Source organism: Streptomyces sp. NPDC045431, assembly GCF_040646655.1.
Classification (GTDB): domain Bacteria; phylum Actinomycetota; class Actinomycetes; order Streptomycetales; family Streptomycetaceae; genus Streptomyces.
The window spans coordinates 29,073-44,331 of sequence record NZ_JBEZAQ010000012.1 but is presented as its reverse complement, the minus strand read 5'-3'; the positions used below and the strand labels follow the sequence as shown (position 1 = coordinate 44,331).

Here is a 15,259-nt window from a genome sequence, read left to right as displayed (position 1 = left end):
AGTCGTACTGGCACGTAATATGAGGTCGGAGTGACGGCCCGTCAAGGGATCTCGCAGGAAGTGGTTCAATTGGATACTTGTCTGCCCGAGCCCCTCGTCGCCGAGCTCTTCGATGCGGCGCCCGAACATCGGCAAGCGGCCCCACCCTGTGGCCGTCAGCTCCTACGGTGACGGGTATGAGTACCGACGACGTCAATCCCGATGACGGCATCAATCCCGATGACGAGTGGCCCCTGCCTCCCGCCTGGATGTTCGACTGCGCGGACTGTGTCCGCATCTACTCAGCGATGAAACGCACCCTGGCGGAGATCGACATCCTCAGCCTCACCGTGGAACCCGGCGTGGATTACGACCCGTTCGACAGCGGCCCGGGCTCACAGATCCGTCTCGCACACCATCTGGCGACCGCCCACCGGGAGTTGCTGCCCGACTGGCTGGGGGGCTGCGCGCGCTGCGCCGATCACCAGCGATGGCTCGCCCGGAAGGGCACGACCGGTGACGAGCTGGTCGCCGCCGAGCACCGGGCCGCTCATGTCTTCATTCCGCCGAGCAGAGTCGGCCTCTTCTAGAGCCGAGAGGCCGAGGGCCGAGAGCCCGGCCCCGGCCGCCCCACCCCCGCACCCACCCCTGGAGGAACCCATGTGCGCCGCGAAGATGCACGCGGACGAGCCGGACACCGGCGAGGCGCTCGTACACCGGCTGATCAGCGCGCGGTTTCCGCGGTGGGCAGGGCTGCCGGTCGCGCCGGTCGCCTCGGCGGGTACGTCCAACGCCATGTACCGGCTGGGCGAGGACATGGTCGTCCGGCTGCCCCGCACGGCGGGGGCGGCCGGTGATGTGGCGAGGGAGCACACGTGGCTGCCGCGGCTGGCCCCGGAGCTCCCCGTACCCATCCCCGTACCGCTGGGCAAGGGGTGCCCCGCCGAGGGCTATCCGTGGCCGTGGTCCGTCTACCGCTGGCTCGACGGCGAGAACCCCGCCCTCGGGCGGCTCGCCGCACCGGACGCCTTCGCCCGCGACCTCGCGGAGTTCGCCGCCGCGCTGCACGGCCTCGACACCGTCGGCGGCCCCGCCTCGTACCGCAGCGAAGCCCTGGCCGCGAGGGACACCGAGACCCGCGCCGCGATCGCGCACCTGCACGGAATCCTGGGCCCCGACGCGGCGCACGGCGCGACCGGCACCTGGGACGCGGCTCTGCGCGCCCCCGCCTGGTCCGGTCCGCCGGTCTGGATCCACGCCGACCTCCAGCCGGGCAACCTGCTGACCGTCGACGGCCGGCTCAGCGCCGTCATCGACTTCGGGTGCGTGGGCCTGGGGGACCCCGCCGTCGACCTGATCGCCGCCTGGTACGTCCTGCCGGCCGAGGCCCGCGGTACGTTCCGGGACGCCGTCCGGGCCGACGACGCCTCCTGGGCCCGGGGGCGCGGCTGGGCGCTGTCCACCGCGCTCCTCGAACTGCGGTACTACCGGGACACGAACCCGGCCATGGCGTCGATCGCACGGCACGTCATCCACGAGATCCTCGCCGATCAGGAACGCGCCGGGGTGTCACCCGTATGATCGTGCTCCCGCCGGGGACCTCTCCTCACCCCTCCAGCCAGTCTCCCGGGACCGCCTCCCGCAGCCCCTCCAGCGCCGCCTCCGTACGCGCCCGGGCATACAGGCAGAGCCCCTCGACCTCCCGTATCAGGACGTCCTCGCCGGCGAACCAGCGCGTCCCGCGACCTACGGGCGGCAGTTCCCGGAACTGCCGCTCCACCTCTTCGCTCTCCTGCTCCTCGATCTCCAGGTAGTCGGAGAACCCGTCCGGGAACAGGACCACTTCCGCCATGACCATCTCGACGCACGCGGCGGTCAGGCTGGAATCCCAGGGCTCCCAGCGCTCCCGCGACGCGTCCGCCAGGTCGGCCCGGATCACCGTGCCGGGGTCGTCGCCGTCGAGCTCGTCCAGGAGGACGCCCCAGCAGGCGGCGCCCTGGTTCTCCGCGCGGTACACGAGCGCGCCGTCGACGACGTACAACTCCTCGGGTGCCAGCAGCGTGTCGTGGTTGCTGGTGAGGTCCCCGCGACGCCCAAAACGCAGGTACGTCTCCCGGAGCGCCGCCGGCAGGCGCAGACCCAGGCGCCGCTCGGCGGCCGCCACCTCCGCCGGGCTCCAGCCGTCGCCGGGGCGCAGCGGCTGCTGCCAGTACGCGGCGAAGCCGGCGATGAACGGCCAGGCCTTCGCGCGGTCGCGCAGCGCCCCGGTCAGTCCGGCGTGGATGTCGAACGTTTCAGCCATGCCCGCACCCTACGGCCACGCACTGACAACGCCCCATGGCGCTCCTGGCGGTGCGGTACGCCTCGCGCAGGTCGTCACCGTCGTACCGGTAGCGGGCGAGACGGCGCAGAGCGCCGTCGGCGTTGACCGCCACGGTGTGGGTGAGCTCGCGGAACAAGGGTATGTCGGAGCCCGAGTCCCCGTACGCGACGCAGGAGTCGCGGTCGAGCCCGAGCGCCGTACGGATGCGGTCCATGACGAGGACCTTGTCGGCGGGGGTGAGGATCCGCGCCGGGTCGGGTGCCGCGCGCAACGGCAGCGGCGGGAAACCGGAGGCGATGACCTCGTCCACGCCGAGCGCCGTCAGGCGGCCGGCGAAGAAGTCGGGGGACATGGTGATGACGGCACTGTGCTCACCGCGCTCGCGGATGTCCGCGACCACCTCCGCCAGCCCGCCGATCCAGGGAGCGCCGGCGAACACGTCCGCCACCGTCTCGGCGGCCAGCTCCCGCCACAGCACGCACAGTTCGGACGCGAACCCGCGCGTGTCCACGGCTCCCGCCGCGAAGGCCGCCTCCAGCCGGACCAGCTCCGGCAGGCAGCCCAGGCGGCGGGCGATCTCCAGGCCGGCGGTGGTGCCGCGCAGCAGGGTGCCGTCCATGTCGAACACGTGCAGGCGGCTCAACGCCCCGCCCCCGGGCCGCCCGGGCGGCCCGGGACCTCCGGGGCGGCCTGCGCGGCCGCCGGGTACAGGGCCCAGCCGTCCGGGGCGGGCCGGTTCAGCCAGGCGGCGAGCAGCGCCGCGCTCGGCGGGAACAGCGGCGCGGGCAGATCCTCGGGCCGGGCCCAGACCCACCGGTCCAAGACCTCCGGCTCGCACACGGAGGCGACGGCGTCCTCGGCCGCGACCCGGGCCAGCACACCCGCCGTCATGTGGACGCGGTCGCCCTCGGTGTGCAGGGCCACGGCGAACACCCGCGCGCCGCCCGCCCCCGTGATGCCGCTCTCCTCGGCGGTCTCCCGGAGGGCGGCCTGCTCGAAGCTCTCCCCGGCCTCCACGTGACCCCCGGGCAGACACCACGAGGCGGGCTCGCCCTGCTTGATCCGGTGCCCGATCAGCACGGCGCCGTCGGGCCGCAGCAGTACGGCTCCGACCCCGACGACCGGCCGGGGAGGCTGCGCGGAGGTGCCCGTCACCGCTGCGGATCCGTCGCGGTGCACCTCACCCGAACCGCCTCCGCCCACGCGCCCTGTGCGCCCCATCGTTCCCCTCGTGTGCCGCTGAGCCACCCTCGTCATGGGTGGCCCCTCAACCTACTAAAGGCCCGGCTCCGGGCTCTGCCGCAGTGCGTCCCGCAGCTCATCGAGGCTCGGAGGCCGGAGCTCGGGTATGGGGTGTCCGATGTCGGACGGCCAACCGGGGCGGAAGCGGGCGACGAACTCCGCGAAATCCCGTCGCAGGTACCGGGGATCGGACGGCTTCAGCCGGACCTGCCGACGGTCGTCGGCCCACCAGATCTGGAACGTGGTGACGGTCCCCTCCGCCGGCCAGTGCTCACTCTCCTCCGGCAGCAACACGACGTCGACGAAGCCCCCGACGCCCAGGCCGATGTCCACGAAGATCCCGGTCGCGCCGGGCTGGGGCACCCTCACCACCGTGCCCTCGAAGACCTGACCGAAGCGCAGGCCCCTCCGTATCTCCGCCCACTCGTCCTCCGTCACCACGGCCGCATCATCGCACCCTCGTCCGGATCCCCGGGGCCCGGGGGAAAGGCGGGGACGCAGGGGCGCACACTGGTCGGGATCCTGATTGAGGAGTCCGTACCGGGTGGGGTCAGTCGGGCAGATCGTCCAGTATCAGCCCCAGCGCGGCCGCCAGTTCGATCGTCCTGCCCGGTGTCGGGCACTGCCTGGCCAGACTGGTCTGATCGAGACGGCCGTTACGGGCTTGGAAGAGAACCTTCGCAGCAGGATGCCGGCGCATCGCGTCCGGGGTGAGCCCGTCGGCGGCTCGATGCGCTGCGGCGACCAGGGTGGGGAACGTCGCCTGCAGAGCCGCGGCCCACTCCTGGAGTGCCTCCAGCCACCGGTGCACCGCTGGGTCGGATGTGGAGGAGAACCGCTCTGCCGCATCAGCCAGCTCCCGCCAGGTGGCGCCGTGCCAGGGTCTGGCCTGCAGAACGGGCAACTGCCACTGGCGCTTGACCGCCGACCAGTGGTCCGCGCGCGCCTGCACCGAGTGGACCGTGAATCCCGGGAGACACAGGGCGGTCAGGTTCCAGCCGTGGCAGGCACCGGTGTCGAGACCGAAGATCCTGCCGTCGCGGATCAGCGGTTCCCGGCCGGTGACGTGATGGCCGAACACCACCGGCTTGGCATCGGTGTAGTGCTCGTGCCACGAGCCGTCCGGGAACAGCGCCGTGAGCTCGCGTTCACCCCTCGTCGAGCCACAGAGGATCTCCTCCCGCTGGTCGGCCAGAGGAATGCCGGACAGCATCGCGGCGTGGACGACACGGACGTGCTCGTTCTCGAAGTAGTACGGCAGAGTCCGCATCCAGTCGACCGTTTCGGCGTACTGGTCGCCCAGTTGCAAGCGCGTGATCTCCTGCGCGTAGGAGAGGATGCCGCGTACGTGCTTGCGCTCATGGTTGCCCATGACCACGACCGAGTTCGGGCGCTCACGGAAGAGCCCGACCACCGCACCGGGCGCCGGGCCGCGGTCGACCAGATCACCGACGCTGACCAGCAGGTCGTCCGGCTGGATGTCGACCTCGTCGAGCAGTTCGAGCAACTCGTCGAAGCAGCCGTGGATGTCGCCGATGATGATCGTGCGCCGCATGCGGACGATGCTAGGGAGGCGGCGGTGCGGCGAACAAAGGGTTTTGTGCGCCGAGACGGCTCCCGTGGCGCACTCATCGGCTAACGGTGCCCGAGCGCCGGAGCACCGGACCGCAGCGGAAGCGTCAGGTGCGACGGGGCCAGGGACATGCGGGCGCCCGGCGGGTTGTGCTGCCGGTAGAGGGGGTCCGTGGTGTCGACCACCAGACTGATCCGGTTGCCGGCGGGAACGTCGTACGCCGTCGCCCCCATCTCCAACTCCACGGTGAACGGCACCCCGGGGACGCGGTCGCGGAAGGTGAACGGCACGTGGCTGATCAGCCGCCCGACACCGAGGGGTTCCACCTCGTAGAGGTAGGCGAACAGCGTTCCCCGCGCAGCGCTGGGCGTGACCGACAGGGTCAGCGAGGGCGTCCCGCGTACCGCCAGGGGCGTGGGCCGGCCGGGCAGCAGGTCCCAGACGGCCGCGCCCGCGCCCGGCAGGAGCGGCATGACGACCGGCTGCGGCAGGCCGTGCTTGTCCAGGGTGGGGGACAGGCCCGGCAGGCCCGCTTCCGCACCGGTGAGCACGCCCGTGCGGACGGTGGCGGTACGCGGCACCAGCGGCCGCAGCGCCGGCCGCCGACCGGTCATGGCCTGCCAGCCGGTGTAGCCCTCGTCGCCGTGCCCGAGGCGGGGCCGTACGAGCAGCGGCCGGGGCTCGCGAGCGGTGGCCTTCCGGTCCCGGACGTAGGTGTCGAGCCATTGCTGCGTGCGCCGGCACGGGGCGATCCGCAGGTTCAGGCCGCAGTACACCAGCGGTTCGACATGGTCACCCGGCCGCAGCTCCAGGTGTTTGGGGCCTTGCAGGGCAGTGAAGAAGCGGACCATCTGGGCGGGAGGGGCGACGAACATGTCTCCCCAGTTGTGCACCAGGAAGACCGCGGGGCGGTGCGCGTTGAGCGCCTTCAGGTGGTGTCGCGGTGACCGCGTCTTCGCCCACGTCCGCATGGCCGCGGTGGCGGACCCGGTGAGCGCCTCCCGTGCGTACGCCGTCAGCTCGGGCGACGGACGCCCCAGCAGGCGGGCGGAGGCCGCGAGGACGGCGATCTTGGCCCGTTCCTCCGTCGTTCGCCCGAGCAGAGCCTCCTCCAGGTCCGCCCACCCGCCGATCGCGGCCACCGCGTCGATCCGCGGATCGGCGGCGGCACCCAGGAGGCCGATCCCCGCTCCGTAGGAGTAGCCGAGGACGCCGATGCGCTCGGGGTCGACCGCCTGACTGCGTACGGCCCAGTCGATGACGGCCGACAGGTCACGGACATCGCGGGGCCCTGCCGTGTCGATGGTGCCGGTGGACGAGCCCCACCCCCGTGGGGAGTACGCCACCACGAGATAGCCGGCGTCGGCGTAGTGGCGGGCCTCGAGGAGGTAGGGGAGCCTGCCGGCGATCCACGTCCCGGGCATCACCAACAGCGGCGGCCGCGCCCCCCGGGCCCGTACGGTGGGGGCCGGGGCGTACACCATGGCGTCGAGGGTCACCCCGGGCTCGGTCGCGATGCGTTGCACGGGCGGCAGCGGAACGACCGCCTGTGCGGTGGCCCGGGGCGCCGCGGACGGCGTCGCGGACCAGGCCAGCCCGAGGGCGGCGGCGACGGCCACGGCCGCCGCGCCACGGCGGCGGCGTCGTCGGTGAGACGGGGAGCCTGCGGGCGGTGGCTGCAGGGACAGGGGCAGGGGCAGGGGCATGGGGCGGCATCCGTCATCAATGCGTACGTGCGTGCACGCGTGTCCGGTCGGTGTGGGGGCTGCGCGCTGGTGAACGACCGCACACGCCGATGGTCACCGCGCCGTCCCGAGGCCTCCGGACTCCGGCTCGTGGAACGCGAGCGCCCTCGCGGGGCAGAGACCGGCGGCCATCCGCGCCGCCGCGCGGTGGGCGGTGGGCGGCTCGGCGTCCAGCAGGATGACGAGGCCGTCGTCGGGATCCTGGTCGAAGACCTCGGGAGCGGTCAGCACGCACATCCCCGCGCCGATGCAGCGCTCACGGTCGACGCGCACGTGGGCCGCCGGCCTCACCGCGACCCCTCCTCGTCCCAGGTGACCGGAAGGCTCTTCACCCCGGCGATGTCCGCCGTCTCCGGGCGCAGGACCACCTCGTCGGCCGGTACGGCCAGGCGCAGCGTCGGGAAGCGGTCGACCAGCGCGCGGAACGCGACCCGCATCTCGACGCGGGCCAACTGCTGCCCGAGGCACTGGTGGATGCCGTGACTGAAGGCCAGATGCCCGCCGTACGGCCTGTGGAGGTCGAGCACATGCGGATCGGCGAAGCGCTGCGGGTCGCGGTTGGCGGCGTGCAACGACAGGACCACCGTCGTGCCGGCCTCAATGGTGTGGCCGCCCAGCTCGACGTCCTCCAGCGCCGTCCTCATGAACGTCTTGGCGACGCTCAGGTACCGCAGCAGCTCTTCCACGGCCCCGTCGGTGAGCGCGGGATCGTCGCGCAGCGCGGCCAGTTGCTCCGGGTTCTGCAGCAACGCGAACGTGCCGAGCGCCAGCATGTTCGCGGTGGTGTCGAACCCGGCCGCCAGCAGGATCAGGCTGATTCCCTTCAGCTCCTGGTCGGTCAGGTCGGTCCCGGTGAGTTCGCTGAGCACGTCGTCGGTGGGGTGCACCCGCTTGGCGGCCACCAGCTCCGCCAGGTACTCCTGCGTCGCGGTGTAGGCCGCTATCAGCTCCTCGTCGCTCGCCTCCCCGCCCATGAAGGTGTCGATCTGCTCCTGGAACGAGCCCCGGTCCTCGTACGGGACCCCCAGGAGATCGCAGATCACCATGGTGGGGATGGGCTTGGCGAACGCGGTCACCAGGTCCGTCGGCGGCCCGGCCTCGGCCATGGCGTCCAGGCGTTCGGCGGTGATCTGCTCGATGCGCTCGGTGAGCAGGCGCATCCGCCGTACGGTGAACTTGCCCACCAGCGGCTTCCGGTAGCGCCCGTGCCGAGGCTCGTCCATGAGGAGGAACTCGCCCGGCGGCGCCGGAGGAAGCTCGAAGTCGACGACGTTCATGAGCTCCTTGCGGGAGCTGAACCGCGAGTCGGCCAGGACTTGCCTGACCAGGTCGTAGCCGGTGATCACCCAGCCGGGTTTCGCGGCGGGGCCGGGGTGGGTGTAGCGGCTGATGGAGCCGTGCCGGTGAGCCTCGGTCAGCTCGGCGGGCGGGTCGAAGGGGCAGCCGGGGGGACGCGCCGTCGGCAGGGTCGTGACGGTGTGCAGGGACTTATCCATGGCCATTCCTCAAGTCGCGATATGACGTGTTCGGTGTTGCCTGAAAGCTATGGCGCCTTCGTGCGACCGTCAATCGGCAATGTGGCATAACTCCAGCTCAGCCTAGGCAAATTGATGCAAGGCGCTGGCGTCGAATGCAACGTCACGTTGCAATGGGTGCCCGGCGAAGGCAATACTCGCGACATGCCAGGAGGACGACTGACCCAGCAGGACCGCCAGCGCATCGCGGCCGGACTCGCCGACGGACTCTCGTACGCCGAGATCGCCAGGCGGCTCGACCGCTCCGCCTCGACGATCAGCCGGGAGATCGGACGCAACGGCGGCCCCGGCGACTACCGGCCCCAGCACGCCCAGCGGGCCACGGCCCGGCGAGCGCGGCGCGGCAGGCCGGCACCCGCGCGGGCGGCCCGCCCGCCGGGCGGCGGCCCGATGGAAGAGGAGATCATCCAACTGGCGGTCAGGTCGGGCATGTCGAGGATGACGGCGCGCGTGCACGTCGACCTGCTCCTGTCGGAGGACGGCAGACGCACCGCGGCCGAACTGACCCGCAGACTGGGCGTCAGCCCGGCCTCCGTCTCCGTGGCCGTGAACTTCCTGGTCCAGCACGGCTTCGTCCGGCGCGAGCGCGATCCGCGACGGCGGCGCGACGTCTACGTGGTCGACGACGAGGCCTGGTACCACTCCATCGAGGTCAGCGCGCGCCAGACGCTCCAGGTGGCCCAGGCCGCGATGGCGGCGGCGGAGACACTCGGCCCCGACGAGCCCGCGGGACGGCGGCTGTCCAAGGGCGGGAGGTTTCTGGAGCGGGTCGTCCTCGACATGCAGGACTCGGCCGACCGGTGGCGCGCCCTTCTGGGGTGACGGACTTCGTGAACCTCACCGGGGGCGGCACACGGCCTTGCTTATACGATCAACAGCCCGGCCCGCCGCCGGTCCAGGGGACCGGACTCGGAACGACGGAAGTCAACCAGGGGGAACCATGGCAGAAGTCGGCGGATGGATCTGGAAGAGCAACCTGCGTCCCTTCCTCGAGCTGTTGTCGCGCTACGCCGCCTACGACTTCGACGCCACCGACTGGGAGACCGTGGCCCTGGCGGTCGAGGAGACCGATGACGAGCGGTCCGAGTGCTGGTACGCGTATCCCCTGGTCGGTGACGTGCACGAGATTGCGGTTCTGCTCGCGCGCGCGGTCGGAGGCGAGGAAGTCTCCGTAACGGTACGGGGAACCATGACGGCCGGACTCCAGCTCCGGGCGGACACGCTGCTCTCCGCGTTCGCCAGCGGTTGAGGCGCCGGCGGCCGGTGCCGGTCCGCGGTGGCGCGCCGCCCCGAGCGCCAAGCGCGGCGGCGCTCGCCCGCACCGCACGCGCCTTGCCCTCACCCGACCGCGGCGGGGATCATGCGGCATGCGCCCGGATCACTGGCACCTCACCGAAGACGTCGACGCATTCCTCGCCCACGCCGGGGCGTTCCTGCGCTCGCGCCCCGTCCCGCACATCATGCCGCTGACCGTGATCGCGAGGCTGCGCGCCCGCGGTGCGGACGCCTACGGTGCGCAAGCCACCCTCTTCGGCCACCTCGAGCGGACGGGCGAGGTCCTCGCGACCCTGCACCGCCTTCCCTCCCGCGGCCTGGGGCTCACCCCCCTCACCCCCGAGCAGGCCGACGGCCTTGCCGCCCACCTGGCCGCCCTCGGGCACTCCCTGCCCTACGTCAGCGCGGACGACGGCACCGCCACGGCCTTCGCAGAGGCCTGGCGGCGGCACACAGGAGCGGAGCCGGTTCCGCGCGTCCGGCTGTGCCTGTACCGGCTCGGCACGCTCACCCCGCCCACGCCGTTTCCGGCGGGCCGGGGCCGGCTTGTGGGGGAGCGGGACCATGACCGGCTCATGCGCTGGTGCGCCGAGTTCGCCGCGGACGTCGGGGAGGACGTCTCGATCGACGCCGCCTCCTGGGCCGGCACACGCTTCGCCGACAAGCGCTACACGTTCTGGGAGACCCCGGACGGCACGCCCGTCTCCATGGCGGGCGCCAACCCGATGGTCGCCGGCATGGTCCAGGTCGACCCCGTCCACACCCCGGCCCACCTGCGCGGCCGCGGCTACGCGGGCGCCGTGACGGTCGAGGTGAGCCGGGCCGCGCTGGCCGCGGGCGCCGAGGAGGTCGTGCTGTTCACGAACGCGGCCAACCCCACCAGCAACGCCCTCTACCAGCGCCTCGGGTACGTCCCGGTCACCGACTGGACCGTGTACGACTTCACATGAGCCGACCGAACCGGCCGACCGAAAGCCGACCGAACCGTCCGGTCGGGCTCAGAACGACTGGAACGCCCGGGTGAGTTCGGCGACGGCCGCCGCCAGGGGCGCCGCGGGCTGGGCGAAGAGCGCGAGCCGCTCCAGGGCCCGCCGTACGACCCCGGGCTCGGGAGCGTCCTCGTCGAGCTCCTCGCGCAGTCTGCGCAGCTCGGCCCGGGGCGACTCCTGGTCCGGCAGGGCGGCCCTGTGGTCGTCCAGCAGGCGCTCGACGAGCAGCAGCAGGGCGTCCACCTGGGCGCGCTGGTCCGTTCCGGGCGGCTGGATGGAGACGCGCCCGGCGACGGCCCGCGCGTGCGGGCCCACCGCCTGGTTGGCGACCTGGCTCTGACCGCCGTACTGCTGCACACCGAAGTTGAGCACGCGGGACGGCTCGTCGGGGGAGGGGGACTGGGGAGCTTGACCGGACACGTGCCTCTCCTATCGCTGGGCGGGGCCACCGGACCGCGCCGGGTTCCCGGCCGTGGGTGCGGCTGTGGCCGTGGCCGACTCTGCGGTCGCCTGGGCGCCTTGGCCCACGGCCTGGTTCCCCACCACGCTGACGCCGCCCGTCTGCAGGACACCGTGGTTGAGGATCGTCTGCGTCTGGGTACGGAAGTCGGCCGTGTCCACGCCGTGTTCGTCCAGGAAGTCCCGGACGGCCGCGAGGGCATGCCGGTCCAGGGCGTTCAGCACGCGCTGCGCGTCGCCGAACTGGAAGTGGTGGAAGTACTCCGGGCCCTGGACCTCCTCGCGGACGCTCACGCGGGCGCCCCGGTCGTAAGCGGGGTCGTCGTCCGCCGCCATCTTCTCGTGGAGCAGTCGGCGGGCCCGGCGGCGCTCCGCGAGGACGTCCGCCAGCCAGGACCGGGGCGCGCCCCACAGCGCCGGGCCGGTACGCCCCAGCGCCTTGACCGTCAGCGCCAGACGCGCGTCGTCGGGGCTGCGCAGAAGCACGTCGACCGCGTGCAGATCGCGCCGTACGGGCCCGAGGACGAAGCGCTCGCAGCGCAGGTGGAGCGTCCTGCCCACCACCGCCACGTGCAGGAAGTGGCTGGGCACGACCTCGCCGCCCCACAAGGGGAGGTGAGCCGCCAGGCAGTGGCGGGCCACCCCGTCGGGGTGCGTGGCGATGCGCTCCAGCTCCTCGGCGGGAAGCCGGGTGGCGGGCGCGCGCAGCGGGTCGGGCAGGAAGGGCCCGTCCTCGGTGAGTTCCCGCCCACTGACGAACACCCGGTCCTCCACGGCGAGTCCCACGAGCCGCGCGTCGTGCGTGAGGGCGCCCGGCGCCCCGTCGTCATGCCACCGGCCGGGGCCGGGGACGACCGGCAGCCCGCCCGCCGCCGCGCGCAGCCGGTGGCGCAACCGCTCCACCACGTCCCAGGCGGTGAAGTCGGCGACGGCCGCCGGCGGTTCGTCGCGTCCCGCTCCGGGCGCGGGCTCGGCCGGCAGTAGCGGCAACGACAGCGTCCACTGGGACTCCTGCCTCCCGTACCCGATGAACGGCGAGAAGCCGCTGTAGCACGTGACGTTGCCGCGCTGGGCCTCCGCCACCGCCGCGATCCGCTCCGCCGCCCACGGCTCCACCGCGCCCGGCCGTGGCAGTGCCTCCGGGTCGAAGGCGTCACGCCGCAGCGCGCCACGCAGCCGCGCGTCGACGTCCGCCTCCTCGGCGGTGACGGTACGCAGCGCGAGTACGCCGCCCACGATGACGGCGACGAGCGACGAGATGCCCCACGAGTAGCCGCCGACGAGCCACTTCACCAGGCCGGGGAGCGGCAGGGACGACAACCACGTACCCGCCAGCACGCCCACCAGGAGGAGGGCGACCGCCGTGCCGGCGAGCCGCCACACGGCCCCGGACGCGTACGGCAGTTCCCGTCCGCGTACCGCATGCTGCCGTGCCCGCGGCCGGGCGGCCGACCCCAGGGCCCCGAAGGCCACCCGGGCGAAGACCAGCCACAGAGGACCGAACAGCGCGATGACGCCGAAGGCCACGGTCAGCTCGCGGTCCCGCTGCCGGCGCAGCCGCCGGGCGGTGAGGCTGTGCCGGGCGACCGGCACCAGATCGACCCCGGGCGACACGGCGATCGCACCGAGCCCGTCCCCCAGCACGTCCTCCACCACACGGCGGGCGAAGGCCGGGTCCGTGTACGCGGCGGCACACAGGTAGCGGGTGGCGTCCCTCGGCCCGGCGCCGGTCGCGACGGCATCGGGGACGTCCGGGGATACGTGCGTCATGGCGGTGCTCCGTTCACGGAGTGCGCGCGGTGCGCGGATACGTGATGCCGTCCGGCCCCGGGCCTGCGCAGCCGTGTACGTACCCGCGTACAGGAACGCGATCAGGAGGCCCAGCAGTACGCCGAAGACCAGACCGTCGACGAGGAAGGTGACGAGGATGCCGTCGGCGTCCCGGCCGTAGGCGAGGAACACGCCGGGCCCGGCGTTCGCGACCACGGTCCAGGACACCACCATGCTCAGGACCGAGACGAGCACCCCCGCCCCCAGCGCGGCGGCCCACCGTACGCCTGTCGCGGGAGCGCGGCCGACCAGCCGGGGAACGACGAGGACGACCCCGGCCAGCAGCGCCGCGGTCCCCAGGTTGGCCGGCCAGCCCACCTCGCGGGCCACGGGGTCGGTTTCCGGCGACAGGTCCCACTGAGGGACGAACAGCGCCTGGTGGACCAGCGAGAGCACGTGGTTCTCCGGCCACGACGCGATGAGCGCCTCACGCGTCCACGGGCCGCCCAGCACGATCAGAAACACGCAGAGGAAGACGATCCTCCCTCTGTCACCCGCACGTCCCACGGCACCCACCCCCGCCAGATCCGAGACTCCGTACTCTAGGAAGCGGGCGGCCGGGTGTCAGCCGAATGCGCGACAACTCCCTTGACGAGTACGGCACGTGGCGCGGGGCAGGCGCAGACGTACGATCGGGGTGTGACGATCACGTACGAGTGGCGGGGCGACGTCGACAACACCGCCCTCAACGCGCTGCACGCCGACGGCTTCGGCCACCCCGTCGCACGGACCGACTGGCGGGACCGACTCCAGCGCCACAGCCTCGGCTGGGTCTGCGCGCGGGAAGACGGCGCTCTGATCGGCTTCGTCAACGTCGCCTGGGACGGCGGGGCCCACGCCTTCCTCCTGGACACGGTCGTCGCCCGGCAGACCCGGTCGAGAGGGGTCGGAGCCGCGCTCGTCGCGGCCGCGGCCGAAGGAGCCCGTGCCGCGAAGTGCGCGTGGCTGCACGTCGACTTCGAGGAGCACCTGCGTCCGTTCTACGTCGACGCCTGCGGCTTCACGGAGACGCGAGCCGGGCTGATCGCCCTATGAGCGCGGCGGGCCCCGGCCCTCCGGTTGCCGTCCCTGCGAGCGGAGCCGATACGGTGCTGACGTGGTGATCAATGGGCACGATGGGGCAGGGACGGCGCTCGTCCTCGCGGCCTCACCCGTCGGCAAGGGACGTCTCATCGACGCGGTGAGCGTCCTGCCGGCGCTCGCGGCGGTACCTCCGGCGGCACTGACGGGAACGGCCGCGGCGACGCTCGTCGAACTCGCCGACCCACTCGAACCGCAGGCGGTGCTGACCCGTCTGCGCGCCGCCGTGGCCTCACCCGGGCCGCTGGCGCTCTACATCACCGGCCAGCTCCACCTGGACCACAAGCAGCGTCTGCCGCACTTCGCGCTCGCCCGTACGACACCCTCCACCCTGCGCTACACCGCACTGCCCTGGCACTGGATCGCCGGCGAACTCAAGCTCCGCCGCCCCGGCACCACCGTGGTGGTCGTGGACCTGGTCGCCGACACGGCGGTGTGGGAGCGGCTGGCGACGCGGCCGTCCGAGCTGGCGCTCGGCTACGGGATACGCGTCTACGGGCGCATCGCGCCACCTCCGGACCGTCGTACGCTCGCGACCCCCGACTACCTGAGAGCCTGTACGTCGATCTGGCGCAGCGGAGCACGCCCGTCCCTCGCCGACCTGCACGCCCAGGCCGCGGTGCAGGCCGGTGCCGAGGGCAGCCTGCTGTTCGCCGCCGAGCCCCCGTCGGGCGCCGGGACGGCGCAGGGGCCCGCTGTGCCCCCGCAAGCGGCAGCCCCGGCGGCCCCGGTAGCGCACGTGACGCCCGTACCGCCCGTACCGCCCGCACCCGGCGGTACGCCGGACCCGCTGCCCGCGATCCTCGGCGCCGCGAAGGCCGGACGCCACGGAGAGGCCCAAGCCGCCGCTCAGGCGTGCGAGCAGGAGGCCCTGCAGGCGTACGGGCCCGGCTCGCCGCAGGTCATCCACTGGCTGGAGGTCCGCGCCGACCTCGCCCGCCTCGCCCACGACGCGGCGCGAAGCTGCGAGCTGTGGATCGCCGCCGCCGAGGCCCGCCTCCAACGCCAACAGGCCCCGGACCACCCGGACGTCGAAGGCGCCGTCGACCGCGCCCACCACCAGTGGGAACAGCTCCGCGACGCCCAGGCCGCCCGCGCGCTGGCCCCCGCCCTCGTCAGACTGCGCAGCCGGGTCCCGGGGCGGCAGCGCGGCGCCCTGCAGCTGCTGCGGCGCAGGGTCGAGGCCTTGCACACCCCGGCGCCCCCACCGCGGTAGCGGGCTCGCCCGC

General features: G+C 73.0%; 17 protein-coding genes. 7 read left to right on the top strand and 10 right to left on the bottom strand.

All coding sequences use genetic code 11. From position 1 onward, the window contains the following. Nucleotides 1–176 precede the first annotated feature (176 nt). Nucleotides 177–569 (top strand): hypothetical protein, encoded by a 393-nt coding sequence (locus tag AB0A69_RS22965; RefSeq protein WP_361424955.1) that lies wholly within the window; start codon nt 177–179, stop codon nt 567–569. Nucleotides 570–639: 70 nt separating this feature from the next. Further along, on the top strand, nt 640–1,560 hold the full coding sequence (locus tag AB0A69_RS22960; RefSeq protein ID WP_361424952.1) for an aminoglycoside phosphotransferase family protein: 921 nt from the start codon (nt 640–642) through the stop codon (nt 1,558–1,560). Between the two features lie 25 nt (nt 1,561–1,585). Here AB0A69_RS22960 and AB0A69_RS22955 read toward each other — a convergent pair whose 3' ends face one another. The 8 genes from AB0A69_RS22955 to AB0A69_RS22920 all read right to left on the bottom strand — a co-directional run bounded on the left by AB0A69_RS22955 (nt 1,586) and on the right by AB0A69_RS22920 (nt 8,358). After that, nucleotides 1,586–2,281 (bottom strand): SMI1/KNR4 family protein, encoded by a 696-nt coding sequence (locus AB0A69_RS22955; RefSeq protein ID WP_361424949.1) that lies wholly within the window; start codon nt 2,279–2,281, stop codon nt 1,586–1,588. Then, a complete protein-coding gene (locus AB0A69_RS22950) occupies nt 2,274–2,945 on the bottom strand; it encodes an HAD-IB family phosphatase (RefSeq protein ID WP_361424946.1) in 672 nt (223 codons plus the stop codon). Before AB0A69_RS22950 ends, AB0A69_RS22955 begins: the two co-directional genes overlap by 8 nt. After that, nucleotides 2,942–3,457: an NUDIX domain-containing protein gene (locus AB0A69_RS22945; protein ID WP_361424943.1), complete on the bottom strand. Its 516-nt coding sequence runs from the start codon at nt 3,455–3,457 to the stop codon at nt 2,942–2,944. Before AB0A69_RS22945 ends, AB0A69_RS22950 begins: the two co-directional genes overlap by 4 nt. Before the next feature lie 120 nt (nt 3,458–3,577). After that, entirely contained in the window at nt 3,578–3,985 is a 408-nt protein-coding gene (locus tag AB0A69_RS22940; RefSeq protein ID WP_361424940.1) for a hypothetical protein, read from the bottom strand. A gap of 109 nt (nt 3,986–4,094) precedes the next feature. Beyond that, entirely contained in the window at nt 4,095–5,099 is a 1,005-nt protein-coding gene (locus AB0A69_RS22935) for a metallophosphoesterase family protein (RefSeq protein WP_361424937.1), read from the bottom strand. 80 nt (nt 5,100–5,179) lie between these two features. Then, entirely contained in the window at nt 5,180–6,823 is a 1,644-nt protein-coding gene (locus AB0A69_RS22930) for an alpha/beta fold hydrolase (protein WP_361424934.1), read from the bottom strand. Nucleotides 6,824–6,916: 93 nt separating this feature from the next. After that, nucleotides 6,917–7,153: a ferredoxin gene (locus tag AB0A69_RS22925; protein ID WP_361424931.1), complete on the bottom strand. Its 237-nt coding sequence runs from the start codon at nt 7,151–7,153 to the stop codon at nt 6,917–6,919. Further along, entirely contained in the window at nt 7,150–8,358 is a 1,209-nt protein-coding gene (locus AB0A69_RS22920) for a cytochrome P450 (protein WP_361424928.1), read from the bottom strand. Before AB0A69_RS22920 ends, AB0A69_RS22925 begins: the two co-directional genes overlap by 4 nt. A gap of 183 nt (nt 8,359–8,541) precedes the next feature. Between AB0A69_RS22920 and AB0A69_RS22915 the strand changes: the two genes are divergently transcribed. The 3 genes from AB0A69_RS22915 to AB0A69_RS22905 all read left to right on the top strand — a co-directional run bounded on the left by AB0A69_RS22915 (nt 8,542) and on the right by AB0A69_RS22905 (nt 10,622). Continuing rightward, nucleotides 8,542–9,219, top strand: a complete 678-nt coding sequence (locus AB0A69_RS22915) for a helix-turn-helix domain-containing protein (RefSeq protein ID WP_361424925.1) — start codon at nt 8,542–8,544, stop codon at nt 9,217–9,219. 118 nt (nt 9,220–9,337) lie between these two features. After that, nucleotides 9,338–9,646, top strand: a complete 309-nt coding sequence (locus tag AB0A69_RS22910; RefSeq protein ID WP_361424923.1) for a hypothetical protein — start codon at nt 9,338–9,340, stop codon at nt 9,644–9,646. A 118-nt stretch (nt 9,647–9,764) separates the two neighbouring features. Next, complete coding sequence (locus AB0A69_RS22905) at nt 9,765–10,622, top strand: GNAT family N-acetyltransferase (protein WP_361424920.1); 858 nt, start codon at nt 9,765–9,767, stop codon at nt 10,620–10,622. Nucleotides 10,623–10,670: 48 nt separating this feature from the next. On the opposite strand, the gene AB0A69_RS22900 is transcribed toward AB0A69_RS22905, so the two are convergent. Both AB0A69_RS22900 and AB0A69_RS22895 read right to left on the bottom strand, forming a co-directional pair. After that, nucleotides 10,671–11,081, bottom strand: a complete 411-nt coding sequence (locus AB0A69_RS22900; protein WP_361424917.1) for a hypothetical protein — start codon at nt 11,079–11,081, stop codon at nt 10,671–10,673. Between the two features lie 9 nt (nt 11,082–11,090). After that, nucleotides 11,091–13,415, bottom strand: coding sequence for a hypothetical protein (locus tag AB0A69_RS22895; protein WP_361424914.1), 2,325 nt, complete (start codon nt 13,413–13,415; stop codon nt 11,091–11,093). A gap of 174 nt (nt 13,416–13,589) precedes the next feature. Between AB0A69_RS22895 and AB0A69_RS22890 the strand changes: the two genes are divergently transcribed. Both AB0A69_RS22890 and AB0A69_RS22885 read left to right on the top strand, forming a co-directional pair. Beyond that, complete coding sequence (locus AB0A69_RS22890; RefSeq protein WP_361424911.1) at nt 13,590–13,985, top strand: GNAT family N-acetyltransferase; 396 nt, start codon at nt 13,590–13,592, stop codon at nt 13,983–13,985. Nucleotides 13,986–14,046: 61 nt separating this feature from the next. Next, entirely contained in the window at nt 14,047–15,246 is a 1,200-nt protein-coding gene (locus tag AB0A69_RS22885) for a hypothetical protein (protein WP_361424908.1), read from the top strand. Nucleotides 15,247–15,259 lie beyond the last annotated feature (13 nt).